The following is a 24,425-nucleotide window of genomic DNA, read 5'->3' on the forward strand; positions in this document are numbered from 1 at the left end:
ACATAAAGCGTGTGGTGACGGGTGTTCACCGGTGTGCTCTCCCCTCCGGGGGCGCCCCCCACCCCCCACCCCCCCCGGTCCGCGCGGACCGGGGGCTTTCGCGTGGCTCAGCTCAGCCGGCCTGCTCGGCGAGCTGGAGGAACTGCCGCTTCGAGGCGAGCGCCTGCTCGGCCTCCTTGATCCGCCGGGCGTCGCCGGCCGCCTGGGCCCGGGCCAGCCGCTCCTCGGCCTCGGCGACCTGCGTCCGCATCTGGGCCAGCAGCGGGTTGTCCTCCTTGGTGGTGCGTCGCCACGCGGAGTCCATCACCTCGCGGACCTTGTCGTCGACCGTCCGCAGCCGGCGCTCCAGCCCGGCCGCCGCCTCGCGGGGCACCCGGCCGGCCTCGTGCCACTGCGCCTGGATCTCCCGCAGCTTGGCCTGCGCGCCCTTCGGGTCGCCGTCGACGTCCAGCGCCTCGGCCTCGGCGAGCAGCGCCTGCTTGCGCTCCAGGTTGGCCCGCTGCTCGTTGTCGCGGGCCGAGAAGACCTCGCTGCGCCGGGTGAAGAACTCGTCCTGCGCGGCCCGGAACCTCTCCCAGAGCTTCTGCTCCGCCTCCTTGGAGGCGCGCGGGGCGGCCTTCCACTGGTTCATCAGGTCCTTGAGCTGGTTGGCGGTCGCCGCCCAGTCCGTGGAGTCCTTCAGCTTCTCGGCCTCGGCGACCAGCTCCTCCTTGACCGACTGCGCCTGCTTGCGCTGCGAGTCCAGTGAGGCGAAGTGGGCGCCCCGGCGGCGGGTGAAGCCGTCCCGGGCCGCGGCGAACCGCTTCCACAGCTCACCGTCGGTCTTCTTGTCGACCCCGCGGATGGTCTTCCACTCCTCGAGGATCTCCTTGAGCCGGTCGCCGGCGGTCTTCCAGCCGGTCGACTCGGCGGCCAGCTTCTCCGCCTCCTCCACCAGCGCCTGCTTGCGGGCGAGTGCCTCGCCCCGGGCGGCGTCCCGGGCGGCCTTGGCCTCGCCGGCCTTCTCCTCGGCGACGGCGGCGAGTCGGTCCAGCCGTGCGGCCAACGCGTCGATGTCGCCGACGACGTGCGCCTCGGCGAGCGAGGCGCGGATCCGGCGGATCGTCGTCAGCGAGTGGCCGGCGTCCGCCGCACCCGAGTTGAGCCGCGCCTCCGTCAGGTTGACCTCGGTCACCAGGTCGTCGAAGCGGCGGGCGAAGTGGGCAAGCCCCTCCTCGGGCGCTCCCGCCTGCCAGGATCCGACCACCCGCTCGCCGTCGGCGGTCTTGACGTACACGGTGCCGTCCGCGTCCACCCGTCCGAAGGCCGTCCAGTCGCTCATGTGCCCATCCTCGTTCTCCCGGCGTCGGGGACCGGTCCCACGATCGCCGCCACGGCGCAGCAAAGTTACTCCCGGCATTGTCACAGGTCCGACCCCGTCCGCGTCGAGCGCCTATCGCCGACCGTGACCATACGGTGTCCTAGCCCCCGAATGACCGGATCGGCGCGGGGACGCACCGGGGGGTCCCGCTACGGTGAACGGGTGCCCCTGGTCGCCGCCGCCGTCTGCCCGCATCCGCCCCTGCTCGTGCCCGAGGTGGCCGGTGCCGCCGCCGCTGAGCTGGACGAACTCCGCACGGCCTGCGACGCGGCCGTCGGCCGGCTGCTCGCCGCCTCGCCCGACCAGATCGTGCTGGTCGGCGCCGGGCCGGAGACCGTCCGCTTCCGGGCCGCCGACTACGGCTCCCTGCGCGCCTACGGTGTCGACCGCCACGTCCGGCTGTGGAAGACCAACTGCGGCGGCGGGGAGCGGCTGCCGCTGAGCCTGACCGTCGGCGCGTGGCTGCTCGGCAGGGCGGGGACCGAGCTGCCCCGGTTCGCCTCGTCGGTCGCCGCCGACGCCACCCCGGGCGAGTGCGCCGCGCTCGGGGCGGAGCTGGTACACCGCGCCGAGGGCCGGGTCGCGCTGCTGGTGACGGGGGACGGGTCCGCCTGCCGGGGCGAGAAGGCGCCCGGCTACGACGACCCGCGCGCGCAGGCGTACGACGAGGGGGTCGCCCGGGCCCTGGCCGACGCGGACGCCGCCGCCCTGCACGGCCTGGACCCGGTGCTGTCGGCCGAGCTGAAGGTCGCCGGTCGGGCGGCCTGGCAGGTGCTCGCCGGCGCGGCGGGCGCGGCGGGCGGACGCTGGCACGGTGACCTGACCTACGACGCCGCGCCCTACGGCGTGGCCTACTTCGTGGCCACCTGGGAGCCGGCGTGACCGGGCCGGCCGACGCCGGCGGCGGCCACCCGCCGGTCGGGACGGTGGTCGCGGTGGTCGGGCCGACGGCGGCCGGGAAGTCCGCACTGAGCATCGCGCTCGCGCACGCCCTCGACGGCGAGGTGGTCAACGCCGACTCGATGCAGCTCTACCGGGGCATGGACATCGGCACCGCGAAGCTCACCCCGGCCGAGCGCGAGGGGGTGCCGCACCACCTGCTGGACATCTGGAACGTCACCGAGCCGGCGAGCGTGGCGGAATACCAGCGGCTGGCCCGCGCGGCGGTCGACGACATCCTGGCCCGGGGCCGGGTGCCGCTGCTGGTCGGCGGCTCCGGCCTCTACGTGCGGGCGGTGCTGGAGCGGTTCGAGTTCCCCGGCACCGACCCGGCGGCCCGCGAGCGGCTCGAACGGGAGCTGGCCGAGACCGGCCCGGCCCCGCTGTACGCCCGGCTGCGGGAGGCCGACCCGGCCGCCGCGGCGGGGATCCTGCCCACCAACGGCCGGCGGATCGTCCGGGCGCTGGAGGTCATCGAGCTGACCGGGGCGCCGTTCACCGCGTCGCTGCCCGGCCCGACGCCCTACTACCCGTCCGTGCAGCTCGGGGTGGACCTGGACACGGCGCTGCTGGACGAGCGGATCGCGCTGCGGGTGGACCGGATGTGGGCCGACGGCCTGGTCGCCGAGACCCGCGAGCTGGTCGGCCACGGCCTGCCGCAGGGGCGGACGGCCAGTCGGGCGCTCGGGTACCAGCAGGTGCTGCGCTTCCTGGCCGGGGAGATCACCGAGGGCGAGGCGCACGACGAGACCGTCCGGGCCACCCGGCGGTTCGTCCGCCGGCAGCGCTCCTGGTTCCGCCGTGACCAGCGGATCCACTGGCTGGACTCGGCCGCGCCGGACCTGATCCCGGCCGCCCTGCGCCTGCTGCCGACCGCTGCGCGATGATGGGGGCGTGGAGTTCACCAAGGGCCACGGCACCGGCAACGACTTCGTCATCCTGCCCGACCCGGACGGGGCGCTCGACCTGACGCCCGGGCTGGTCGCCGCGATCTGTGACCGGCGGCGCGGCCTCGGCGGCGACGGCGTGCTGCGGGTGGTGCGGGCGGCGAAACACCCCGAGGGCGTCGCCCTGGCCGGCGAGGCCGAGTGGTTCATGGACTACTGGAACTCCGACGGCTCGTTCGCCGAGATGTGCGGCAACGGCGCTCGCGTCTTCGTCCGCTACCTGCTGGCGTCCGGGCTGGCCACGCCGGTCGGCGCGGCGCTGCCGGTGGCCACCCGGGCCGGCCTCGTGCGCGCGCGCGTCGAGGGGGACGCCGTCGCCGTCGAGATGCGCCGCCCCCGGGTGTACGACGCCTCGACCGCCACCCTGGGCGGCTTGACCCTGCCGGGTGCGGCGGTGGACGTCGGCAACCCGCATCTGGTCTGCGCGCTCCCGACCGGGCTGGACCTGACCGGCCTCGACCTCACCCGCGCGCCGGAGTTCGACCCGGCTGCCTTCCCGGCCGGAGTGAACGTCGAGTTCACCGCGCCCGGCGAGGCGGTCGACGGCGCCGACGGGCACGTGCTGATGCGGGTGTACGAGCGCGGCTCCGCCGAGACGCTCTCCTGCGGCACGGGCGCGTGCGCGGTGGCCGCCGTGGCCCTGCGCGACGCCGGCCGGGACACCGGGGTGATCGCCGTGGACGTCCCCGGCGGCCGCCTCACGGTCACGGTCACCGAGGACTCCTGCTGGCTGGCCGGCCCCGCCGTCCTGGTCGCGGGCGGCGAGGTCGACCCCGCCGCCCTGACCACGCCTGCCTGACCCCGGCCTCCCCCTGCCCTCCCGCCCCACGCCGGTGCAAGATCGCCGGGGCGGGGCGGGGCGGGGCGGGGCGGGGCGTCAGGGGGTGGCGCTGGCTTCGGCGGCGATCTCGGGGAGGTCGGCCGGGCCGGGGTCCGCGGCCGGGGGCGGGGGCGGGTTCTGGGCGGCGGCGCGCACCGCCGCGGCGACCGCCGGGGCCACCCGCGAGTCGAAGACGCTGGGTACGATCACCGTCGGGTTGATCTTGTCCTCGCCGACCACGTCCGCGATGGCCCGGGCGGCGGCGATCGCCATCTCCTCGGTGAACTCCTCGGCGTGCGCGTCCAGCATGCCGCGGAAGACACCCGGGAAGGCGAGCACGTTGTTGATCTGGTTCGGCTGGTCGGAACGACCGGTGGCGACCACGGCGGCGTGCTTGCGCGCCTCACGCGGGTCGACCTCCGGGTCGGGGTTCGCCAGCGCGAAGACGATGGCGTCCTTGGCCATCATGGCGATGTCGTCGCCGGTGAGCAGGTTCGGCGCGCTGACGCCGATGAAGACGTCCGCGTCGCGTACCGCCCCGGGCAGGTCACCGGCGTAGTTGTCCTTGTTGGTGTGGTCGGCCAGCCACTGCCAGGCCGGGTTGAGCCCGGTCAGGCCGCGGTGCAGGGCGCCCTGCCGGTCGTACGCGATGATGTCGCCCACGCCCTGACGCAGCAGCAGCTTCATGATCGCGGTGCCGGCCGCCCCGGCGCCGGAGACCACGACCCGGACGTCCGCGAGCTGCTTGCCCACGACGCGCAGCGCGTTGGTCAGCGCGGCCAGCACGCAGATCGCGGTGCCGTGCTGGTCGTCGTGGAAGACCGGGATGTCCAGCGCCTCGCGCAGCCGGGCCTCGATCTCGAAGCAGCGCGGCGCGGCGATGTCCTCCAGGTTGATCCCGCCGTACGCGGGCGCGATGGCCTTGACGATCTGCACGATCTCGTCGGTGTCCTGGGTGTCCAGGACCACCGGCCAGGCGTCCACCCCGCCGAAGCGCTTGAACAGCGCCGCCTTGCCCTCCATCACCGGCAGGGACGCCGCCGGCCCGAGGTTGCCCAGGCCCAGCACGGCCGAGCCGTCGCTGACCACGGCCACGGTGTTGCGCTTGATGGTGAGCCGCCGGGCGTCGGCCGGGTTCTCCGCGATCGCCTGGCAGACCCGCGCCACCCCCGGGGTGTACGCGCGGGACAGCTCGTCGCGGGTGCGCAGCGCCACCTTCGAGCTGACCTCGATCTTGCCGCCGAGGTGCAGCAGGAACGTCCGGTCGGAGACCTTGCGCACGTCCACGCCGTCGAGCGCGGTCAGCGCGTCGACCACCTGGTCGGCGTGGGCGGCGTCGGCGGTGTCGCAGGTCAGGTCGACGATCACGTGGGTCGGGTCGGAGTCGACCACGTCGAGCGCGGTGACGATCGCGCCGGCCTCGCCGACGGAGGTGGTCAGCCGGCCGATGGAGGACGCGTCCGCAGGCACGGCGATCCGGATGGTGATCGAGAATCCGGCACTCGGAAGTCGGGTGATTGACACAGGATCCCTCCGTCGACGCTGAGCGGCTCGCACCGCATTTCTACTCGCCCACCCGGGCCGGCCCACCGGCCGCCCCCGCTTTTGTGGCATTTCACGCGGGCATATAGCGGGTGCGTCCGGCGTTGACACATGTCAGGATTGCTCGGTACGTGACAGAACGGACAGGAGACCGGCTTGACCAACCAGGAGACCTACCTCCCCTACACCGACGACGAGCTCGATGCCACCACCGGCGAGTTCGAGCTGTCCGAGCGGCAGGCGCTGCGGCGGGTCCCTGGCCTCTCCACCGAGCTCGCCGACATCACCGAGGTCGAATACCGCCAGCTGCGCCTGGAGCGCGTGGTCCTGGTGGGCGTCTGGACCGAGGGCACCCAGAGCGACGCCGAGAACAGCCTCACCGAGCTGGCCGCGCTGGCGGAGACCGCCGGCTCGCAGGTGCTCGAAGGGCTGATCCAGCGGCGCAACCGCCCCGACCCGGCCACCTACATCGGCCGGGGAAAGGTCGACGACCTCGGCTCGGTCGTGCTCTCCAGCGGCGCCGACACGGTGATCTGCGACGGCGAGCTGTCGCCGTCCCAGCTCCGCAACCTGGAGCAGCGCATCAAGGTCAAGGTGGTGGACCGCACCGCGCTGATCCTCGACATCTTCGCCCAGCACGCCAAGAGCAAGGAGGGCAAGGCGCAGGTCGAGCTGGCCCAGCTCGAATACCTGCTGCCCCGCCTGCGCGGTTGGGGTGAGACGCTCTCCCGGCAGACCGGTGGTAGCGGTCGCGGCGGGGGCGCCGGCGGCGGCGTGGGCCTGCGTGGTCCCGGTGAGACCAAGCTGGAGACCGACCGGCGTCGGATCCGCCACCGCATCGCCCGGCTGCGCCGGGAGATCAAGGGCATGCGGACGGTACGCCAGACCAAGCGCGCCCGGCGGTCCCGCAACGCCGTCCCCGCCGTCGCCATCGCCGGCTACACCAACGCCGGCAAGTCCAGCCTGCTCAACCGGTTGACCGGCGCGGGTGTGCTGGTCGAGAACGCGCTCTTCGCCACCCTCGACCCGACCACCCGCAAGGCCACCACCTCCGACGGGCGGCTCTACACCCTCTCCGACACCGTCGGCTTCGTCCGGCACCTGCCGCACCAGATCGTCGAGGCGTTCCGCTCGACGCTGGAGGAGGTGGCCGAGGCCGACCTGGTGGTGCACGTCGTCGACGGCACCCACCCGGATCCGGAGGAGCAGGTCCGCGCGGTCCGTGAGGTGCTCGCCGAGGTGGGCGCCGACCGGCTGCCCGAGCTGCTGGTGGTCAACAAGACCGACGCGGCCGACGAGGAGACGCTGCTGCGGCTCAAGCGGCTCTGGCCGGAGGCGGTCTTCGTCTCCGCGCACACCGGGCGCGGGCTCGACGGGCTGCGCGAGGCTGTCGAGGAGCGGCTGCCCCGCCCGGCGGTGGAGGTCCGCGCGGTGCTCCCGTACGACCGGGGCGACCTGGTGGCGCGGGTGCACCGGCAGGGTGAGGTGCTGAGCACCTCCCACCTGCCCGAGGGGACGCTGGTGCACGTCCGGGTGGGCGACGCGCTCGCCGCCGAGCTGGCCCCGTTCCGGGCGGCGGCGGAGAGCCAGGCGGTCGCGTCCGCACGGTAACGGCGTTCCGGCGTCACCCGGCGGAAACCTGCGGCATGCGACACTGATTCAATGCGCCGCACTGTTTCTTCGGTCACGGTCGCCCTCGGCTTGCTGGGGGCGACCGTGGCGTGTGCGGGGGTCGCCCTGGCGGCGCCCGCCTCGGCCTCGTCCCCGCTCACGGCCGCCGCCGGCAAGAAGCGGTGCACGGTGACCGACGAGCGGCTGCGTGAGCTGTCCGGTCTGGTGGCCACCAAGAGCGGCTACATCGTGATCAACGACGGCACCGAGGTGGAGAGCCGCAAGCGGGTCTTCTTCCTCGACGCCAAGTGCGAGATCTCGAAGGAGCCGGTCCGCTATTCGGGGCAGGGGCCGTTCGACACGGAGGACCTGGCGCTCTCGCCGAACGGCCAGACGCTGTGGATCGCCGACACCGGTGACAACGTCACCAGCCGCGAGCGCCGCGAGCGGGTGGCGCTGTGGAGCATGCCGGTCAGCGGGTCCAAGCGGCCGGTGCTGCACCGGCTCTCCTACCCGGAGGGCAAGCCGCACGACGCCGAGGCGTTGCTCATCGGCGACGACGGCAACCCGCTGATCATCACCAAGGTGATGTCGGGCAAGGCGCAGATCTTCACCCCCGCCGCGAAGATGAAGAGCGGGGACACCGAGGCGGTGCCGATGAAGAAGGTCGGCGAGATCGCCCTGCCGAGGACGGACACGGACAACCGGCTCGGCGCTCCGGGCCGCGTGGCGATCACCGGAGCCGCCCGTTCCCCCGACGGGTCCCGGGTGGTGGTGCGCACCTACGCCGACGCCTTCGAGTACGACGTGACCGGCGGCGACATCGTGGCGGCCCTGACCTCCACCAAACCCCGGGTGACGGCGCTGGCCGACCCGTTCGGTGAGGCGATCGCCTACACCCCGGACGGCAAGACCTTCCTCACCGTCTCCGACGGCGGCCAGCTCGACGAGGCCGAGCCGGTGGAGATCCTCAGCTACACCCCGTCCGCCGAGGGCGCGAAGCCGATCGCCGGCGAGGGCGACGGGCCGAAGAAGGCGGCCGGGCAGTCGTGGCTCGACGGCCTGAGCCTGAGCGACATCACGTACATCATCGCTGCGGTCGGCGTGATCGGCGCGCTGATGGTGGCCGCCGGCGTCTTCGGCATCCTGCGGGCCCGGCGCAGGCCGGCCGCCCCGCACCGGGACGCCGACGAGCCGGACCGCGACGACCTCGCCGACGACCCGCGGGGCCCGGCGGACGACGACTTCCTGCCGCCGGGCGACCGGGCGCGGGGCGGCGTCTACGGTGGCGCGCCCTCCGGTGGCGTCTACGGCGGTGCGCCCGGTGGCGGGCGGGGCGGGGCGGTCCCGGCCGGCGGTGGTCGCGGCGGGGCCGCGCCGGCCGGCGGCGGGGTCTACGGCGGTGGCCGCCAGGCCGGCGGCCCGGTCTACGGTGGCGGTCGCCCGGCCGGCGGTGGTGGCGGTCGCCCGGCCGGTGGCGGTGGTGGCGCCTACGGTGGCGGCCGGCCGCCGGGCGCCGGTGGTCCCGCAGGCGGTGGCGGCGGTGGCCGGCAGGGTGGCGGCGGCCGTCCCGGTGGTGGCGTCTACGGCGGCGGGGGTCAACCGGGCCCCGGCGTCTACGGCGGCGGGGGCCGGGCGGAGCCGCCCCGTCGCGGCGGCGAGCAGGATCCTCGCGGTCAGCGGCCGGCCCGCCGGCGCGACCAGGGCTACGACGACGGCCGCGGCGGCCCCAACGGCCACGCGCCGGGTGGCGGCCGAGGCTACCGGGGCGACCGCTACTGACGTCCCCGGGCCTCCGGGGGCCGCCGTCGGCGACCGCTCCGGAGGCGCCACGGGGTCAGATGCGGCGCAGCACCGCGACGACCCGGCCCATGATGGTCGCGTCGTCGCCGGGGATCGGGTCGAAGGCCGGGTTTTGCGGCATCAGCCAGACGTGCCCGTCACGGCGGCGGTAGGTCTTGACCGTCGCCTCGCCGTCGAGCATCGCGGCGACGATGTCGCCGGACTCGGCGGTCGGCTGCTGCCGGACCACGACCCAGTCGCCGTCGCAGATCGCCGCGTCGAGCATCGAGTCGCCCTTGACCTGGAGCATGAAGACCTCGCCCTCACCCACCAGCTCGCGGGGAAGGGGGAAGATGTCCTCCACGGCCTGCTCGGCCAGGATCGGGCCGCCGGCCGCGATCCGGCCCAGCATCGGCACGTACGCCGGGGCGGGGCGCTGCGAGCGGGTCAGCTCGTCGTCGACGTCGTTGGGGGCCCGGACGTCCACGGCACGCGGCCGGTTGGGGTCGCGGCGCAGGAAGCCCTTCTTCTCCAGCTCCTTGAGCTGGTAGGCGACGCTGGACGGCGACACCAGGCCGACCGCCTCGCCGATCTCGCGCACGCTCGGCGGATAGCCGTGCCGGTCCACCCAGGTGCGGATGAACTCCAGGATCCGCCGCTGCCGGGCGGTGAGATCCACCGTCGCCGGGTCGGGGAAGGCGCTCACCACCGGGGTGACCGGGCGCACGGCGGGCTGCCCGGCCCGGCTGCGCGCGGCGCCCCGGCGTCGGGTGGCCGGCGGGCCCGCCTCGGTGATCTGCTGCGGGCTCTTCGGCCGGCTGGCCCGGTCCTCGGTCACGTCCGTCCTCCCTGGTCGGCGCTGGGTGCCTTGGCGGCTCGTGGTGCGTGCGGCGGTGCGTGGTGACCGGTGGCGGAAGATCCGCGCCCGGTTGTTCATGACCGTATAGGTGAGATCGGTCATTTTCAAACGTCTGTACGACATCACCTCGGCGTGTCGGGGCGAAAAGCGGCCCTGCTCGTACTCACGTTCTGGTAAATGGTACGTCGGGTCGAACGGGTGTTCGACGCCTGCCCGATCGGCGGCGGTTTCGCCGCGACCGGACGAATAACCCCGGGAGGTGCCGGACGGTTGGTTCTGCGGTGGGGCGGCGCCGGCCGGGTCGACTCCGGATGGCGGTGACGCGCCGGACACGCCGCTCAACTTGACCGGGGATCGTCGGCGGCATACGGTCGACCCCTAGATGTAGTAGTCACACGGGCGTAAGTCGCCTACAGGTTGGGTTCGACTACCGACCGCACTCCCGTACCGTCGACACGGCGAAGACCATCGACAGATGGCTCCGCCGCGCTGACGCGTGCCCGGAGAGCGGTCGGCGTGCCCGCAGTCGATGAAGGAGGTCGGGCCGATGCGGTGTCCGTACTGCCGGCACGCGGACTCCCGGGTGGTCGACTCGCGGGAGGCCGACGACGGCCAGTTGATCCGCCGGCGGCGGTCCTGCCCGGAGTGCGGGAAGCGGTTCACCACGGTGGAGGAGGCGGTCCTCGCGGTCGTCAAGCGCAGCGGGGTCACCGAGCCGTTCAGCCGTACGAAGATCATCGGCGGGGTGCGCAAGGCGTGCCAGGGCCGGCCGGTGGACGACGACTCGATCGCGCTGCTCGCGCAGAAGGTCGAGGAGACCGTCCGGGCCAAGGGGGCCGCCGAGATCCCCAGCCACGAGGTGGGGCTGGCCATCCTGGGCCCGCTGCGGGACCTGGACGAGGTCGCCTACATGCGGTTCGCCAGCGTCTACCGGTCGTTCGACTCGCTCGCCGACTTCGAGCGGGAGATCGAGACGCTGCGGGCCGCCGCACGCGCCCGGGAGGGCGCCGGGGCCGACGCGGCCGAGGCCGCCGGCCGTACCAGTTGAAGTTTTTCGCAGTTGATGACAGTCGGATCGCGGGGCGAGGTGGCCGCGCGGACGAGGGGGCGGATGAGATGTCGGGGGATGGTGTGACGACGAGCAGGGCACGGAGCAAGGCCGGCGCGGGGCTCAAGGTCGAGCGGGTCTGGACGACCGAGGGGGTGCACCCCTACGACGAGGTCGCCTGGGAGCGCCGCGACGTCGTGATGACGAACTGGCGCGACGGCTCGGTCAACTTCGAGCAGCGCGGGGTCGAGTTCCCGGAGTCGTGGAGCGTCAACGCGGCGAACATCGTGACCACCAAGTACTTCCGGGGCGCGGTGGGCACCCCGGAGCGGGAGTGGTCGCTCAAGCAGCTGATCGACCGGGTGGTCACCACCTACCGCACCGCCGGTGAGGAGTACGGCTACTTCGCCAGCCCGGCCGACGCCGAGGTCTTCGCCCACGAGCTGACCTGGATGCTGCTGCACCAGGTGTTCAGCTTCAACTCGCCGGTCTGGTTCAACGTCGGCACGCCCTCGCCGCAGCAGGTCAGCGCCTGCTTCATCCTGGCGGTCGACGACTCGATGGACTCCATCCTCGACTGGTACAAGGAGGAGGGGCTGATCTTCAAGGGCGGCTCCGGCTCCGGCGTCAACCTGTCCCGGATCCGCTCCTCCCGCGAGCTGCTCTCCTCCGGCGGCAACGCCTCCGGCCCGGTCAGCTTCATGCGCGGCGCGGACGCCTCCGCCGGCACCATCAAGTCCGGCGGCGCCACGCGGCGTGCGGCGAAGATGGTCATCCTCGACGTGGACCACCCGGACATCCAGGAGTTCGTGGTCACCAAGGCGCGCGAGGAGGACAAGATCCGCGCGCTGCGCGACGCCGGGTTCGACATGGACCTGGGCGGCGCCGACATCGTCAGCGTGCAGTACCAGAACGCCAACAACTCCGTCCGCGTCTCCGACGAGTTCATGACCGCCGTCGAGAACGGCGGCGGCTTCGACCTGCGCGGCCGGCTCGACGGCGCGGTGATCGAGACCATCGACGCCAAGAACCTGTTCCGCTCCATCTCCCAGGCCGCCTGGGAGTGCGCCGACCCCGGCCTCCAGTACGACGACACGATCAACGACTGGCACACCTGCCCGGAGACCGGGCGGATCACCGCGTCGAACCCGTGCTCGGAATACCTGCACCTGGACAACTCCTCGTGCAACCTGGCCTCGCTGAACCTGATGAAGTTCCTCCGCGCCGACGGCGGCTTCGAGGTGGAGAAGTTCGTCAAGAGCGTCGAGTTCGTCATCACCGCGATGGACATCTCGATCTGCTTCGCCGACTTCCCGACCGAGAAGATCGGCGAGACGTCCCGCGCCTACCGGCAGCTCGGCATCGGCTACGCCAACCTCGGCGCACTGCTGATGGCGTCGGGCCTGCCGTACGACTCGGAGCAGGGCCGCTCGGTCGCCGCGGCGATCACCTCGCTGATGACCGGCACGGCCTACCGCCGCTCCGCCGAGCTGGCCGGCGTCGTCGGCCCGTACGACGGCTACGCCCGCAACGCCGAGCCGCACAAGCGGGTCATGCGCAAGCACGCCGCCGCCAACGACGCGATCAAGCCGGCCGGCACCGTTGCCACCGCGATCCAGCGGGAGGCCACGAAGCAGTGGACCCAGGGCAACAAGATCGGCGACAAGAACGGCTGGCGCAACTCGCAGGCGAGCGTCCTCGCGCCGACCGGCACCATCGGCTTCATGATGGACTGCGACACGACCGGCGTGGAGCCGGACCTGGCGCTGGTCAAGTTCAAGAAGCTGGTCGGCGGCGGCTCGATGCAGATCGTCAACCAGACCGTGCCGCGCGCCCTGCGCAGCCTCGGCTACCCCGAGGAGCAGGTCGAGGCGATCGTCGAGCACATCGCCGACCACGGCCACGTGGTGGACGCCCCCGGTCTCAAGCCGGAGCACTACCCGGTCTTCGACTGCGCGATGGGCGAGCGCTCCATCGCCCCGATGGGTCACGTGCGGATGATGGCGGCCATCCAGCCGTTCGTCTCCGGCGCGATCTCCAAGACGGTCAACATGCCGGAGGCAGCCACCGTCGAGGACGTCGAGAAGATCTACTTCGAGGGCTGGAAGCTCGGCCTCAAGGCGCTGGCGATCTACCGGGACAACTGCAAGGTCGGCCAGCCGCTCTCGGTGGCGAAGTCCAACAAGGCCACCGAGGCCGCCCCCGCCGAGGTGGAGAAGGTCGTCGAGAAGGTCGTCGAGTACCGCCCGGTGCGCAAGCGGCTGCCGAAGAAGCGCCCGTCGGAGACGATCTCCTTCTCGGTCGGCGGCGCCGAGGGCTACCTCACCGCGTCGTCCTACCCGGACGATGGCCTCGGCGAGGTCTTCCTCAAGATGTCGAAGCAGGGCTCGACCCTGGCCGGCGTGATGGACGCCTTCTCGGTGGCCATCTCCATCGGTCTCCAGTACGGCGTCCCGCTGGAGACGTACGTCAGCAAGTTCACCAACATGCGCTTCGAGCCGGCCGGCATGACCGACGACCCGGACGTGCGGATGGCCGCCTCGGTGATGGACTACATCTTCCGTCGCCTGGCGCTGGACTTCCTGCCGTACGAGCGCCGCGCGGAGCTGGGCATCTTCACCGCCAAGGAGCGGGCCGCCCAGCTCGCGGCCGAGGCGGAGGCGGAGGCGAACGGTGCGGACCTCACCGCGATGGCCGCCTCCGCCCCGGTCGTAGCGCCGACCGAGCCCAAGACCGGGCCGGTCGCGCAGCCGGCGCAGGAGGTCGCCGACGTCGCCGCCGCCAAGCCGGCGCCGTCCGTGGGTTCCAGCACGGAGCTGCTGGAGGCCGTGATCGGCAAGGCCGCCGACGCGCCGCTCTGCTTCACCTGCGGTACGAAGATGCGTCCCGCCGGTAGCTGCTACGTCTGCGAGGGCTGCGGCTCCACCAGCGGCTGCAGCTGACGTACGACCGCGATGAGCCCCGGGCGTTCCCGCGCCCGGGGCTCATTCCTTTTCCGCCACCGGCCGGGCCACTCGTTGCCTCGGCTCGCGTGGTGGATCTCGTACGCTCAGCTACGTGTCAGAGCCATTGCCGTACCGGCGCCGCTCCGCGCGGGTCCTGCTGCTCGACAGCGCCAGCCGGATCTTGCTCCTACGGTTCCTGGTCGACTCCACGGACCCCGACCGCGGCCACGGTTGGGCTACCCCTGGTGGCGGAGTCAACGACGGCGAGCCGTTACCGCACGCCGCGGCCCGCGAACTCCACGAGGAGATCGGCCTGGCGGTCGCTCCTCATCACCTCGGTCAACCGGTCGCCTACTGCGCCGGCTATGCGGACCTCGGCTGGGCCAGTGGCGTTTTCCGCGACGATTTCTTCTACCACCGCATCGACACGCACGACGTCGACACCACGCGCATGGAGACACTCGAACGCACATACCACGCCGGACACCGGTGGTGGCTCCTCGACGAACTGGCCTCGACCACCGACACCGTCTACCCGTTCGGGCTCGCTCGACTGCTGGCCGACATCCTGGCCGGCCGCATCCCGCAACAGCCGGTTCAGCTTCCGTGGCACCACTGACACCAGCGGCAGCGCCGACAATGCATCGACAGCAAGCCGAATAACGAACCGGCCTGCCGAAGTCGACCCCGCTGCAACTGTGGCGGCTTCCTGCCCCGTCGGGTGCGACCGTAGGGCGGGGGACTCACTACCTCTCCGGTCCGTGATCGGGATGCCTCGTCAGCGGTCCTCGTCACCCTCGGTCGGGCGGGGCGGGCGATTGTGCCGGGCCCACTCGTCCACCTCGTCCGCGTCCCAGATGGTCGTCCCGATCAGGCGGGCGACAGGCTCAGGAAAGCCGGGTCTGCGGGTGATCTGTAGAACCCGCTGCCGTGACACGCCGAACAGGGCGGCCAACTCGCCAGGCCCGTACAAGCGCGGTCGCTTCACGGCCTGAAGGTAGGCGTGACTTGTACTTTACGATCGCCACTTACAGATTGACAACCCGGCGGTGAGTGGTGTGTGGTGGAGGAGGGCCTGCCCGGGGGACTGGCGGGTAGATCGCCGGGAGGTCAGATGCCCAAGCGTGTGTCGTACGACGACTACCTGCTGGCGGTGGCGCTCACTCTGGCTCGTCGGCACCGGCCGGTCTGGTCCTGGCGGCGGTGGCGTCGGGTCTGCCGGTGCGGGTCGGAGTTGCCCTGCCGGGCCCGCCACCGCACGCCAATACGCCGAGGTCACTGGCCGGGAGAGGAGCAGCAGTGACGGAGGATCAGGTCGGGCGGATCCTGTCGGTGCATCTGCCCGTCGACGGCCTGTGCGCCGGGTGCCGTTGGCGGTGGGCGCGGCTGCCGCCGTACCCCTGCTATCAGGCGGAATGGGCGTCCCGCTGGCATGCTCGCGTCGCCACCCGGCGCTTCCTGGACGGCCTGCGGTGACCACCCATGGCCCGGTCCTTCCGTTGTGGATCTGCGGCGGTTGCGACGCGCCCTGGCCGTGTCAGACCCGGCGCAGGGAGCTGCACGCCGAGTTCGAGGGCGCGCCGGGGTCGTTGGCCCTCTATATGGGGTCCTACCTGGTCTGGGCGGCCGAGGACCTGACCTGGGCGCCCGCCGGGCTGCTGCACCGGCGGTTCCTGGGATGGGTGCGGTGAGCGTGATCCGGCGCGGCGACGAGCGCTTCCACTACAGCGACGGCTCCCACAGGTGGATCCCGCCCGACCCGGACTACGACCAGGAGGTCTGGGACGAGATGGTGCGGCAGCACCAGCGCCAGCACCTGGAGGAGATCTCGCGGCGCAGGGAGCCGCGTCACCAGAAGCGGACAACGTGAGGCGTCGATCGCGATCATCGGGCAGCAGGTAGGTGTCGAGTCGGGGCTGCGGGAGCAACATCCTTCGATGGCTTTCTCGGCGGCTGACGCTGGCTATCCTTCCGACCATGGCGGAGGAGCGGCGGACCCTGGCCGGGGGCCGGTATGTCTTGCAGGCCAAGCCGATCGGCAGCGGGGGCATGGGGGTGGTTTGGCGAGCTGTGGACACCCTGCTGGACCGCGACGTGGCAGTGAAGGAGCTACGACTACCCGAGGGCCTGAGCGAATCCGAACATGAGGCGCTCCGAGAGCGCGCGATAACCGAGGCGCGGGCGGCCGGGCGGTTGAATCACCCCGGCATCGTGACCATTCACGATGTTCTGATCGAGGATGGCCACCCGTGGATCGTGATGGGCGTGGTCGAGGGGTCGTCTCTCTACTCGGTGGTGCGCGAGGACGGGCCGCTGAGTCCGCGGCGGACCGCGGAGATCGGCGAGGGACTGCTTGCGGCACTGCGGGTCGCTCACGCTGCCGGCATCCTGCATCGCGACGTCAAGCCGCAGAACGTCCTGTTGGGCCGGGACGGGCGCGCCGTACTCACGGACTTCGGGATCGCCGCGGTCATCGGCGCCACCCGGGGTCTCACCGGGACTGGCTCGGTCATGGGCACGCTGGGCTACGTGGCGCCCGAGCGGCTGACCGGGCAGGGTGCCGATCCGGCATCCGATCTGTGGTCGCTCGGTGCGACGCTGTACTTCGCCGTCGAAGGTCGGCCCGCGTTCGATTCGGACGATCCGGCGGAACTGGTCGCTGCCGTGTTGAGCCGCGACCCCGGGCCGGCTGAACGTGCTGGTCTGCTGAGTCCGACGCTGCTCGGCCTGATGGCGCGTCGCCCGGACGAACGGCTGTCCGCCGATGTGGCCGCGGAGCGTCTGCGGGAGGTCGCCGCCGGCGTCACGGCCGGCGACCACCCGACGGTTCGCGTCACCATGCCAGCCAAGGAGCAGGCCGCAGGGGCGACCAAAAGGCTGACCGAGCCGCTGCTGTCCGAGGGGAGCGGCCCGCGGGCCCGACGTGTCGCGCCCACGCGCATCGCCGCGATCATCTTCGCTATGGCCCTGACGGCTGGCGCCCTGGCGACCGGCTACGCGCTCGCGCCGGACGGGGCGCCGAATCGGGAGACCGGCCGGGGCGGGGACCAACGGTCCGGCAGCCCGTCGGCCACCGCGCCCGCAGCCTCGTCCGCATCGCCGTCGGGCAGGCGGTTCGCGACTCCACCGAGCGTGTGCCTGTACCTGGCCGACCACCCCGAGGTCATTGCGCCGTTGATACCCAAGGCCAAGCTCTGGTCCGCACACCAGGCCACGAACAGCTGCAAATGGGAGCCCGGCCAAGATCCCGACGACGGGGAACTCACCCAGCTCGACGTGGAGGCCCCCCTACTCCCCGCCAACCTGGGTGGCTGTCCTACCGAGGGCGAGCGGCTTCCCGGCATTGGCGAGGAGGCGTACATCTCTGAAAAGGGGGACCTCGACGAGCACGGCTGGCACGACCGCGACGTGCGTGTCTACTTTCGCGTCAACAACCTCGCGGTGTGCCTGAAGTACCGCCAAGCGTCCCGGACGTCGATGCCGCCCTCCGCCAAGGCTGCGGTGATCGAATTCACGCGGGCCCTGGATCAGTGGGTCAAGCGGGAGCCGGTGACCTAGTTGGCGATCATCGGGACATGACGATCGTTGAGAGCTACGTCGAGTTCGGCACCCGTGAGGCGCGGGGCGTGTCGCCGACCTACGAGCGCCTCGCCCTCGCGGCCTCCCGTGACGAGGAACTTCTCGCGCTGGTCGGAACGCTCCCGCCGGCCAAGCGGCAGCCGAACCTGCTGTTCGGTGTCGTACGGCTGCTCGGCGGGCCCGTCGACGACCCGGCCGCGTTCCACGACTTCACGCTGGCGAACTGGCCGGCGATCGAGGCGGAACTGCGCACCCGGGCCGTCCAGACGAACGAGCCCGGGCGGTGCGCCGTACTGCTGCCGGTACTCGCCGCGCTGCCGCAGCCGCTGGCGCTGCTGGAGGTCGGCGCGTCCGCCGGTCTCTGCCTCTACCCCGACCGGTACGCCTACCGCTACGGCGACCACCTGATCGGCACGGGCGAGCCGGTCCTCGACTGCGCGCTCACCGGCACCGCGCCGCCCGACCGGCTACCCGAGGTGGTGTGGCGGGCCGGCCTGGACCTGAACCCGCTGCGGGTCACCGACCCGGCGGACGTCGCCTGGCTCGACGCCCTCATCTGGCCGGAGCACTCGCACCGCCGCGCCCGGCTGCGGGCCGCCGCGGCCGTCGCCGCGACCGATCCGCCGCTGCTCGCGCGCGGCGACCTGGTGGACGACCTGCCCGCACTCGCCGCGCAGGCGCCGCGCGGCGCGACGCTGGTGGTGTTCCACACCTCCGTGCTCTACCAGGTGCCGCCGCCGCGCCGGGCGGCGTTCGCGGAGGTGGTACGCGGACTGCCCGGCCACTGGATCGCGAACGAGACGCCGGGCGTGCTGCCCCACGACGCGCTGCCGGAGCCACCGGGCGAGGCGCTGCACAACGTGCTGTCGCTCGACGGAGTGCCCCTCGCCTGGACCCGCACGCACGGCCAGGCGATGACCTGGTGGGGCTGACCCGGTGTCCGACACCGGGCGCGGTCGCGGCGCGACGGCCAGATCGCGTCCGTACGGGTCGCGGGCTGCCTCCGCCGTACGAGGCAGCCCTCGACCCGGTTCAGTCAGTACTGCTTCTGCTGGCAGGGCACGCAGAAGCGGGCGTGCGGCAGCACCTCCAGGCGCTCCCGCGGGATCGGCGCCTCGCACTTCTCGCAGATGCCGTAGCGGCCGTCGGCGATGCGCCGCAGCGCTCCGGTGATCTGGTCCAGGCTCTGCCGGGTCGCGGCGATCATCGCGCTCTGGGTGTGCGCCTCGCCCGGGTCGCCGGTGTCGGCCGTCAGCTGCGTGAGCCGGACGGTCTGCGCCTCGAAGTCGGTCGTCAGTGTCGCCCGCAGCTCATCGAGCCACTGCTGGTCCGGCTGGGTGTGCGTGGTCATGGCGTAGCTCCCTCTGAAAAAAAGAAAGGGCCGAAGCTTGAGAAGCTTCGCCCTGGTGGCCGTTCGCAGAGTTGCAAGCGGTTCACGGAGGGCTACGTCCGGCGGGGACGGGGCTCGGCAGTCCGGAGGCCACCGCGCCGGCAGGCGACGGCGCGACCGCGGATCGCACCACCCGGGTCTCGACGGTCACCGACAGGGCACGCCGACGGGCAGCAGCGGACGCCGCCGTCACCACGACGGCGGTGCTCCTCTGCTGACCGAACGAACACATGGAGCCACCATAGGCCGGGCGGAACGGAAAACCAACGTGCTTCCGTCCGCCCGGAAACCAGCCTCACCCGACCGGGCCGCTCGTCGGTCGTGGACGCGCTGGTGGCGGAGCAGGGCGACCCCGTCGCCGTCGGAACCACCAGCGCGGGCGGGCCGCCCGCAGACCGGCGCCACCGGTTATCCGACCCGGAGGGTACGGTCTTGCGGGTCGCCTTCCAGGGCGGCGGACGGGAGGCCCCGGCGTGTCCATCGCCCTGTTCACCCTCGGCGGCACGATCGCGATGGGCGGGGTGGACCCCGGCCGGGCCGGGGTGGTCACCCGACTGACCGGCGCCGACCTCACCGCCGCCGTGCCGGGCCTCGACGAGCTGGGCCTGCCGCTGGAGGTCCGCGACACCCACGCGGTGCCGAGCGCGCACCTGACGTACCGCCAACTGCTCGACGTGGTCGACGCCGCCTCGCGGGCGGTGGCCGACGGGGCGACCGGCGTGGTGGTCACCCAGGGCACGGACACGCTGGAGGAGTCGGCGTTCCTGGCCGACCTGGTCTGGCCGCACGCCGCGCCACTGGTCTTCACCGGCGCGATGCGCAACCCGACCCTGGCCGGCCCGGACGGCCCGGCGAACCTGCTCGCGGCGGCCCGCGTGGCGGCGGCCCCCGCCGCCCGCGACCTGGGCGCGCTGGTCGCGTTCGCCGACGAGATCCACGCCGCCCGCTGGGTACGCAAGACGCACAGCACCAGCACCGGCACGTTCGCCTCGCCGAACGCCGGCCCGGTCGGGCACGTGATCGAGGGGCGCGTACGCGTGCTGGCCCGCCCGCCCTGGCGGGAGCCGCTGCCGCCGGTCGACCCGGCGCGGCTCGACGCCACCCGGGTCGCGCTGCACACCGTGACGCTCGACGACGACGGCGGGCTGCTCGACCGGGTCGCCGACACCCACCACGGGCTCGTCGTCGCCGCCTTCGGTGTCGGGCACGTCCCGGCCGTCCTGGCCCCGGTGCTCGGCGCGCTGGCCGAACGGATCCCGGTGGTGCTCACCTCCCGCACCGGTGCCGGCTCGGTGCTGCGGCACACCTACGGGGCGGTCGGTTCCGAGACGGACCTGCGCCGCCGGGGCCTGCTGGACGGTGGGCTGCTCGACCCGTACAAGGCGAAGGTGCTGCTGCGGCTGCTGCTCGCGGCCGGCGCGGGCCGCGAGGAGATCGCCGCCGCCCTGGCTTGGCACGGCTGACCGCTCTCTAGACTGCGCCGGTGACCGGAGAGCGACGACCGCTGGCGGACCGGCCGCTGACCGAGCCGCACCTCTCCCGGCTGTCGCCGGAGCACCCGGACCGGGAGCGGATCCTGGCCGCACACGCCGCCGCCCTGGCCGCCGGTGAGGCCGGCTACCTCGACCCGGCCACCGGCCTGTTCGTGCTGAGCGCGGGGTTCCTGGCCCGGCGCGGCACCTGCTGCGGTCGCGGCTGCCGGCACTGCCCGTACGTCGACGACTGACGGCGAACGGCTGATCGAGGGCTACCGCGAGGGCGGGGCAGGCCGTACGGTGTCCGGCGGGCACGTCGGGGTGGACAAGTGGAGGAGTGATCGTGCGCGGGCGGATCGTGGGCGCCGGGGTGGCCGTACTGCTGGCGACGGGCTGCGGCGCGGAGGCGGCCGAACCGGTGGCGGTGCCGCCTCCCGCGCCGATCGCGGTCGACGTGGCGGCCGCCTCGTCCGGCGGGGCGTGCCGGCTGCTGGACTTCGGCGTGATCGAGCAGCACGCGGGGGTCCGCTTCGACATCGCCGCCGCCAGCGAGACCGGCGACAGCCACACCTGCGTGGTCCGCGCCGAGCAGGCCACCCTGCCGGAGTTGACGCTGATCGTCACCGAGGCGTCGATCGACGCGGCCACCTTCACCGCGGACGTGGTGCCGGAGAAGGCGGCCAAGGTCACCGGGCTGGGCCAGAAGGCGTACCGGCGGACCCTTTCGGCCAAGGGCGCCTTCGGCCCGGTCGCGGAGGTGGGCTGGCTGGCCACCGAGGGCCGCCTCGCCACCCTCCGCTACACCACCCCGGCCGACACGGCCAAGGCAGACGCCGACAAGCTCGCGGACGCGCTCATCGCCTTGGCCAAGCAGGTGGACATCCGCGCCATCTGATCCGCGCCGCCACTCCGCCCACTCCGCGATCTTGCACTTTCGGCTCCCGATCTGTCCCCTTGTGTCGGACATGCCCGGGCACAAGTGCAAGATCGCCGAGCCGAGCCGGGGCAGGGAGCGCGGGGGTGGGCGGGGTGGGACGGGTCAGTGGGCGGCGACGAAGACGCGGGAGGCGACCTCGCGGGGGAGGCGGACGCGGTCGCCCGAGCGGTCGATCGACACCCCGTCGCGCTCCTGCGCCACCATCACCGTCGCGCCCGGGTCGACGCCGGCCGCGTGCAACTGCCGCAGCACGTCCGCGTCGGTCTGCACGCTCTCGCAGATCCGCCGGACCACGACCGGCCCGGAGAGGCCGGGGAACGCCAGGTTGCGCTCACCCTCGACGGCGTCGGTGGTCTCCGGCCCCGGGGTGCCCAGCGCCTCCAGCCCCGGGATCGGGTTGCCGTAGGGCGAGCGGGTCGGCCGGTTGAGCAGGTCGTAGACCCGCTTCTCGACGGCGTCGCTCATCACGTGCTCCCACCGGCAGGCCTCCTCGTGGGCCTCCTCGTAGGGCATCCCGATCACGTTGACCAGCAGCAGTTCGGCGAGCCGGTGCTTGCGCATCACCGACACGGCGGTGCTGCGGCCGTGCGTGGTGAGCGCCAGGTGCCGGTCGCCCTCCACGGTGAGCAGGCCGTCGCGCTCCATCCGGGCGACGGTCTGACTGACGGTGGGCCCGCTCTGCCCCAGCCGCTCGGCGATCCGGGCACGCAGGGGCGGCACGCCCTCCTCCTCCAGTTCGAGGATGGTCTTGAGGTACATCTCGGTCGTGTCGACCAGATCCGTTTTAGACACCTTCATCCCTCCCTGCCGCGGAGGTAACTCAGGCTCGGTCGTGCCGACCAGATCATGCCTCACGTCAGCGGCCCTCCGGCCCACGATGGTACCTCGACGCAGGCCGAACGACCCTTGACGAACCGCGAGGCACGGGCCCGGATGGTGTTGACTTGACCTCATGTCCGGAACCGAGGAGCTGCTGGTCGAGGCCGACCGGCTCGCGACCGAGCTCGACCACGCCGACCCGCCCACCCTGCTCGACGTCCGCTGGCGCCTGACGGGCCCGCCCGGCCGGGACGACTATGCCGCCGGTCACCTGCCCGGCGCGGTCTTCGTCGACCTCGACACCGCGCTCTGCGGCCCGCCCGGCCCGGCCGGCCGCCACCCGCTGCCCGACCCGGCCGCGCTCCAGGCCGCGCTGCGGGCCGCCGGCGTCCGCGCCGGTCACCCCGTGGTGGTGTACGACGGCGGCGACGGCATGGCCGCCGCCCGCGCCTGGTGGACGCTGCGCTGGGCGGGCCACCGGCCGGTACGCCTGCTGCACGGCGGCTTCCCGGCGTGGCGGGCCGCCGGACTGCCCACCAGCACGGCGGAGCCGACCCCGGCGCCGGGCGACGTCGAGGTGCGCCCCGGCGCGCTGCCGGTGCTCGACGCGGGGGAGGCCGCCCGGCTGGCCGCCGCCGACGAGGGCGTCCTGCTGGACGTGCGCGCCGCGCCCCGCTACCGGGGCGAGACCGAGCCGATCGACCCGGTCGCCGGGCACGTCCCGGGCGCGGTGAACCTGCCCGCCGGTGAGTACGTCGCCGAGGGCCGGTTCCCGGCCGCCGACGCGCTGCGCGCGCGGTTCGCCGCCGCCGGGGTGGCCGGGGGCGCCCCCGTCGGGGCGTACTGCGGGTCGGGGGTGACCGCCGCGCAGGCCGTGCTCGCCCTGCACCTGGCGGGTCGGCCCGACGCGGCGCTCTACGTCGGGTCGTGGAGCAACTGGGTCGCCGACCCGTCCCGACCGGTCGCCACCGCGGAGGGCTGAGGGGGACGCCCGCCCCGGCGACGCCCGCCCCGGCGACGCCCGCCGACGGCCCGGTCGACGACACCCAGCCGGTGCCGGCCGGCTGAGCGGCACGCGCGCCGGGCGACACGAGGGCGCGTGAGCAGGCCGAGACCGGGGCACGCCCCCAGCGCCTGCGCTCGGGGCGTGCGGGCGCGCGTGCGACGATGAGGCCATGTCCGAGGACACGGTGGTGGTGTGGGACGAGTCCCTGCTCGCCTACGACATGGGGGATCACCCCCTCGACCCGGTCCGGGTGGAGCTGACCGTCGCGCTGGCCCGCGAACTCGGCGTGCTGGAGCGTCCCGGGGTGCGGCTGGTCAAGCCCGAGCCGGCCGACGACGCGCTGCTGACCCGGGTGCACGACCCGCGCTACCTCGACGCGGTGCGGAACGCCTCGAACGACCCGCTCTTCGCCGGCTTCGGGCTGGGCACCTCGGACAACCCGGTCTTCGCGGGGATGCACGAGTCGAGCGCGCTGGTCGCCGGGGCGAGTGTGGCCGCGGCCGAGGCGGTCTGGCGGGGCGAGGCCCGGCGGGCGGTCAACGTGGCGGGCGGGCTGCACCACGCGATGCCCGCCCGGGCCGCCGGCTTCTGCGTCTACAACGACCCGGCGGTGGCCATCGCCCGCCTGCTCGACCTCGGCGCCGAGCGGGTCGCGTACGTGGACGTGGACGTGCACCACGGCGACGGGGTGCAGCAGATCTTCTGGAACGATCCGCGGGTGCTGACGGTCAGCCTGCACGAGACGCCGCTGGCGCTCTTCCCGGGCACCGGCTTCCCCGACGAGACCGGCGGGCCGGGCGCCGTGGGCAGCGCCGTCAACGTCCCGCTGCCGCCCGGTGTGGACGACGCCGACTGGCAGCGCGCCTTCCACGCGGTCGTGCCGTCGGTGCTGCGCGCGTTCCGGCCGCAGGTGCTGGTGACCCAGTGCGGGGCCGACGGGCACCGGCTCGATCCGCTCGCCGACCTGCGCCTCTCCGTCGACGGTCAGCGCGCCACCTACCTGGCCCTGCGGGCGCTCGCCGACGAGCTGTGCGAGGGCCGCTGGGTGGCCACCGGCGGCGGCGGGTACGCGCTGGTCGAGGTGGTGCCACGGGCCTGGACGCACCTGCTCGCCGTGGCCACGGGCGAGCCGATCGCGCCGGCCACGCTGACCCCGCCGGCCTGGCGGGAGCTGGCCGCCGCGCGCCGGCCGGGCCGGGAGATCCCGCTGCGGATGACCGACGACGTCGACCCGTCGTACGAGCCGTGGCAGCCGACCGGCGAGCCGAACGCGGTGGACCGGGCGATCGCGGCGGCCCGCAAGACGGCCTTCCCGCTGTTCGGGCTCGACCCGCACGACCCGCGCGACTGAGCCGGGCCGGAAGGA

General features: G+C 73.3%; 25 protein-coding genes. 19 read left to right on the forward strand and 6 right to left on the reverse strand.

Annotation, left to right across the window (positions count from 1 at the left end):
• Window positions 1–112: 112 nt before the first annotated feature.
• Entirely contained in the window at window positions 113–1,321 is a 1,209-nt protein-coding gene (locus ABT006_RS27210) for a DUF349 domain-containing protein (protein ID WP_350710914.1), read from the reverse strand.
• A gap of 150 nt (window positions 1,322–1,471) precedes the next feature.
• On the opposite strand from ABT006_RS27210, the gene ABT006_RS27215 reads away from it, so the two are divergent.
• The 3 genes from ABT006_RS27215 to dapF are packed head-to-tail and all read left to right on the forward strand — an operon-like array spanning window position 1,472 to window position 4,045.
• A complete protein-coding gene (locus ABT006_RS27215; RefSeq protein WP_350710916.1) occupies window positions 1,472–2,242 on the forward strand; it encodes a class III extradiol dioxygenase subunit B-like domain-containing protein in 771 nt (256 codons plus the stop codon).
• Window positions 2,227–3,186: a tRNA (adenosine(37)-N6)-dimethylallyltransferase MiaA gene (gene miaA, locus ABT006_RS27220; RefSeq protein ID WP_502891029.1), complete on the forward strand. Its 960-nt coding sequence runs from the start codon at window positions 2,227–2,229 to the stop codon at window positions 3,184–3,186. The genes ABT006_RS27215 and miaA overlap by 16 nt, the downstream gene beginning before the upstream one ends.
• Window positions 3,187–3,193: 7 nt before the next feature.
• Window positions 3,194–4,045, forward strand: coding sequence for a diaminopimelate epimerase (gene dapF, locus ABT006_RS27225; protein WP_350710920.1), 852 nt, complete (start codon window positions 3,194–3,196; stop codon window positions 4,043–4,045).
• Between the two features lie 78 nt (window positions 4,046–4,123).
• On the opposite strand, the gene ABT006_RS27230 is transcribed toward dapF, so the two are convergent.
• Window positions 4,124–5,590: an NAD-dependent malic enzyme gene (locus ABT006_RS27230; RefSeq protein ID WP_350710922.1), complete on the reverse strand. Its 1,467-nt coding sequence runs from the start codon at window positions 5,588–5,590 to the stop codon at window positions 4,124–4,126.
• A 174-nt stretch (window positions 5,591–5,764) separates the two neighbouring features.
• Here ABT006_RS27230 and hflX point away from each other — a divergent pair, with 174 nt between their 5' ends.
• A complete protein-coding gene (gene hflX, locus ABT006_RS27235; RefSeq protein ID WP_350710923.1) occupies window positions 5,765–7,219 on the forward strand; it encodes a GTPase HflX in 1,455 nt (484 codons plus the stop codon).
• Window positions 7,220–7,270: 51 nt separating this feature from the next.
• Window positions 7,271–9,001: a hypothetical protein gene (locus tag ABT006_RS27240; RefSeq protein ID WP_350710925.1), complete on the forward strand. Its 1,731-nt coding sequence runs from the start codon at window positions 7,271–7,273 to the stop codon at window positions 8,999–9,001.
• Window positions 9,002–9,056: 55 nt separating this feature from the next.
• On the opposite strand, the gene lexA is transcribed toward ABT006_RS27240, so the two are convergent.
• A complete protein-coding gene (gene lexA / locus ABT006_RS27245; RefSeq protein ID WP_350710927.1) occupies window positions 9,057–9,839 on the reverse strand; it encodes a transcriptional repressor LexA in 783 nt (260 codons plus the stop codon).
• Window positions 9,840–10,407: 568 nt separating this feature from the next.
• On the opposite strand from lexA, the gene nrdR reads away from it, so the two are divergent.
• From nrdR to ABT006_RS27260, 3 genes are all read left to right on the forward strand, one after another.
• A complete protein-coding gene (nrdR, locus tag ABT006_RS27250) occupies window positions 10,408–10,908 on the forward strand; it encodes a transcriptional regulator NrdR (RefSeq protein ID WP_121395973.1) in 501 nt (166 codons plus the stop codon).
• Window positions 10,909–10,976: 68 nt separating this feature from the next.
• Window positions 10,977–13,850, forward strand: a complete 2,874-nt coding sequence (locus tag ABT006_RS27255) for a vitamin B12-dependent ribonucleotide reductase (protein ID WP_350710929.1) — start codon at window positions 10,977–10,979, stop codon at window positions 13,848–13,850.
• Between the two features lie 115 nt (window positions 13,851–13,965).
• On the forward strand, window positions 13,966–14,472 hold the full coding sequence (locus ABT006_RS27260; protein WP_350710931.1) for an NUDIX hydrolase: 507 nt from the start codon (window positions 13,966–13,968) through the stop codon (window positions 14,470–14,472).
• A 159-nt stretch (window positions 14,473–14,631) separates the two neighbouring features.
• On the opposite strand, the gene ABT006_RS27265 is transcribed toward ABT006_RS27260, so the two are convergent.
• Window positions 14,632–14,841, reverse strand: coding sequence for a helix-turn-helix transcriptional regulator (locus ABT006_RS27265; RefSeq protein ID WP_350710933.1), 210 nt, complete (start codon window positions 14,839–14,841; stop codon window positions 14,632–14,634).
• Window positions 14,842–14,967: 126 nt separating this feature from the next.
• On the opposite strand from ABT006_RS27265, the gene ABT006_RS27270 reads away from it, so the two are divergent.
• The 6 genes from ABT006_RS27270 (at window position 14,968) to ABT006_RS27295 (ending at window position 18,364) form a co-directional block, all read left to right on the forward strand.
• Window positions 14,968–15,156 (forward strand): hypothetical protein, encoded by a 189-nt coding sequence (locus ABT006_RS27270; RefSeq protein ID WP_350710935.1) that lies wholly within the window; start codon window positions 14,968–14,970, stop codon window positions 15,154–15,156.
• Window positions 15,153–15,329, forward strand: coding sequence for a hypothetical protein (locus tag ABT006_RS27275; RefSeq protein ID WP_350710936.1), 177 nt, complete (start codon window positions 15,153–15,155; stop codon window positions 15,327–15,329). Before ABT006_RS27270 ends, ABT006_RS27275 begins: the two co-directional genes overlap by 4 nt.
• Window positions 15,326–15,544 carry a hypothetical protein gene (locus tag ABT006_RS27280; RefSeq protein ID WP_350710938.1) on the forward strand — a complete coding sequence of 73 codons (219 nt, stop codon included), beginning with the start codon at window positions 15,326–15,328 and terminating at the stop codon, window positions 15,542–15,544. Before ABT006_RS27275 ends, ABT006_RS27280 begins: the two co-directional genes overlap by 4 nt.
• Window positions 15,532–15,723: a hypothetical protein gene (locus ABT006_RS27285; RefSeq protein WP_502891028.1), complete on the forward strand. Its 192-nt coding sequence runs from the start codon at window positions 15,532–15,534 to the stop codon at window positions 15,721–15,723. The genes ABT006_RS27280 and ABT006_RS27285 overlap by 13 nt, the downstream gene beginning before the upstream one ends.
• 107 nt (window positions 15,724–15,830) lie before the next feature.
• The gene (locus tag ABT006_RS27290) at window positions 15,831–17,411 is read left to right on the forward strand and encodes a serine/threonine-protein kinase (RefSeq protein WP_350710942.1); all 1,581 of its coding nucleotides are present in this window, start codon (window positions 15,831–15,833) and stop codon (window positions 17,409–17,411) included.
• Between the two features lie 17 nt (window positions 17,412–17,428).
• Window positions 17,429–18,364, forward strand: coding sequence for a DUF2332 domain-containing protein (locus ABT006_RS27295; protein ID WP_350710944.1), 936 nt, complete (start codon window positions 17,429–17,431; stop codon window positions 18,362–18,364).
• Window positions 18,365–18,468: 104 nt separating this feature from the next.
• On the opposite strand, the gene ABT006_RS27300 is transcribed toward ABT006_RS27295, so the two are convergent.
• A complete protein-coding gene (locus ABT006_RS27300; RefSeq protein WP_350710945.1) occupies window positions 18,469–18,783 on the reverse strand; it encodes a TraR/DksA family transcriptional regulator in 315 nt (104 codons plus the stop codon).
• 512 nt (window positions 18,784–19,295) lie between these two features.
• Between ABT006_RS27300 and ABT006_RS27305 the strand changes: the two genes are divergently transcribed.
• The 3 genes from ABT006_RS27305 to ABT006_RS27315 all read left to right on the forward strand — a co-directional run bounded on the left by ABT006_RS27305 (window position 19,296) and on the right by ABT006_RS27315 (window position 21,192).
• On the forward strand, window positions 19,296–20,285 hold the full coding sequence (locus tag ABT006_RS27305) for an asparaginase (protein WP_350710947.1): 990 nt from the start codon (window positions 19,296–19,298) through the stop codon (window positions 20,283–20,285).
• Window positions 20,286–20,305: 20 nt separating this feature from the next.
• Window positions 20,306–20,548, forward strand: coding sequence for a DUF5522 domain-containing protein (locus tag ABT006_RS27310; RefSeq protein WP_350710949.1), 243 nt, complete (start codon window positions 20,306–20,308; stop codon window positions 20,546–20,548).
• Window positions 20,549–20,640: 92 nt separating this feature from the next.
• Entirely contained in the window at window positions 20,641–21,192 is a 552-nt protein-coding gene (locus ABT006_RS27315) for a hypothetical protein (protein WP_350710951.1), read from the forward strand.
• A 144-nt stretch (window positions 21,193–21,336) separates the two neighbouring features.
• Here the strand turns inward: ABT006_RS27315 and ABT006_RS27320 are convergent, their stop codons facing one another.
• The gene (locus ABT006_RS27320) at window positions 21,337–22,026 is read right to left on the reverse strand and encodes an iron-dependent transcriptional repressor DtxR (protein ID WP_350710953.1); all 690 of its coding nucleotides are present in this window, start codon (window positions 22,024–22,026) and stop codon (window positions 21,337–21,339) included.
• A 160-nt stretch (window positions 22,027–22,186) separates the two neighbouring features.
• On the opposite strand from ABT006_RS27320, the gene ABT006_RS27325 reads away from it, so the two are divergent.
• On the forward strand, window positions 22,187–23,035 hold the full coding sequence (locus tag ABT006_RS27325; protein ID WP_350710954.1) for a sulfurtransferase: 849 nt from the start codon (window positions 22,187–22,189) through the stop codon (window positions 23,033–23,035).
• 193 nt (window positions 23,036–23,228) lie between these two features.
• On the forward strand, window positions 23,229–24,410 hold the full coding sequence (locus ABT006_RS27330) for an acetoin utilization protein AcuC (RefSeq protein WP_350710956.1): 1,182 nt from the start codon (window positions 23,229–23,231) through the stop codon (window positions 24,408–24,410).
• Window positions 24,411–24,425: the final 15 nt, after the last annotated feature.

Source organism: Micromonospora sp. NPDC002717 (assembly GCF_040295705.1).
Taxonomy (GTDB): domain Bacteria; phylum Actinomycetota; class Actinomycetes; order Mycobacteriales; family Micromonosporaceae; genus Micromonospora.

What these genes read in the sequence shown, in the direction of transcription:
- nrdR (WP_121395973.1), top strand. Translation starts at nt 10,408, where the DNA reads ATGCGGTGTCCGTACTGCCGGCACGCGGACTCCCGGGTGGTCGACTCG.
- ABT006_RS27330 (WP_350710956.1), top strand. Translation starts at nt 23,229, where the DNA reads ATGTCCGAGGACACGGTGGTGGTGTGGGACGAGTCCCTGCTCGCCTAC.
- ABT006_RS27270 (WP_350710935.1), top strand. Translation starts at nt 14,968, where the DNA reads ATGCCCAAGCGTGTGTCGTACGACGACTACCTGCTGGCGGTGGCGCTC.
- ABT006_RS27215 (WP_350710916.1), top strand. Translation starts at nt 1,472, where the DNA reads ATGACCGGATCGGCGCGGGGACGCACCGGGGGGTCCCGCTACGGTGAA.
- ABT006_RS27255 (WP_350710929.1), top strand. Translation starts at nt 10,977, where the DNA reads ATGTCGGGGGATGGTGTGACGACGAGCAGGGCACGGAGCAAGGCCGGC.
- ABT006_RS27325 (WP_350710954.1), top strand. Translation starts at nt 22,187, where the DNA reads ATGTCCGGAACCGAGGAGCTGCTGGTCGAGGCCGACCGGCTCGCGACC.
- ABT006_RS27300 (WP_350710945.1), bottom strand. Translation starts at nt 18,783, where the DNA reads ATGACCACGCACACCCAGCCGGACCAGCAGTGGCTCGATGAGCTGCGG.
- ABT006_RS27295 (WP_350710944.1), top strand. Translation starts at nt 17,429, where the DNA reads ATGACGATCGTTGAGAGCTACGTCGAGTTCGGCACCCGTGAGGCGCGG.
- ABT006_RS27285 (WP_502891028.1), top strand. Translation starts at nt 15,532, where the DNA reads ATGGGTGCGGTGAGCGTGATCCGGCGCGGCGACGAGCGCTTCCACTAC.
- ABT006_RS27240 (WP_350710925.1), top strand. Translation starts at nt 7,271, where the DNA reads ATGCGCCGCACTGTTTCTTCGGTCACGGTCGCCCTCGGCTTGCTGGGG.
- ABT006_RS27290 (WP_350710942.1), top strand. Translation starts at nt 15,831, where the DNA reads ATGGCGGAGGAGCGGCGGACCCTGGCCGGGGGCCGGTATGTCTTGCAG.
- ABT006_RS27210 (WP_350710914.1), bottom strand. Translation starts at nt 1,321, where the DNA reads ATGAGCGACTGGACGGCCTTCGGACGGGTGGACGCGGACGGCACCGTG.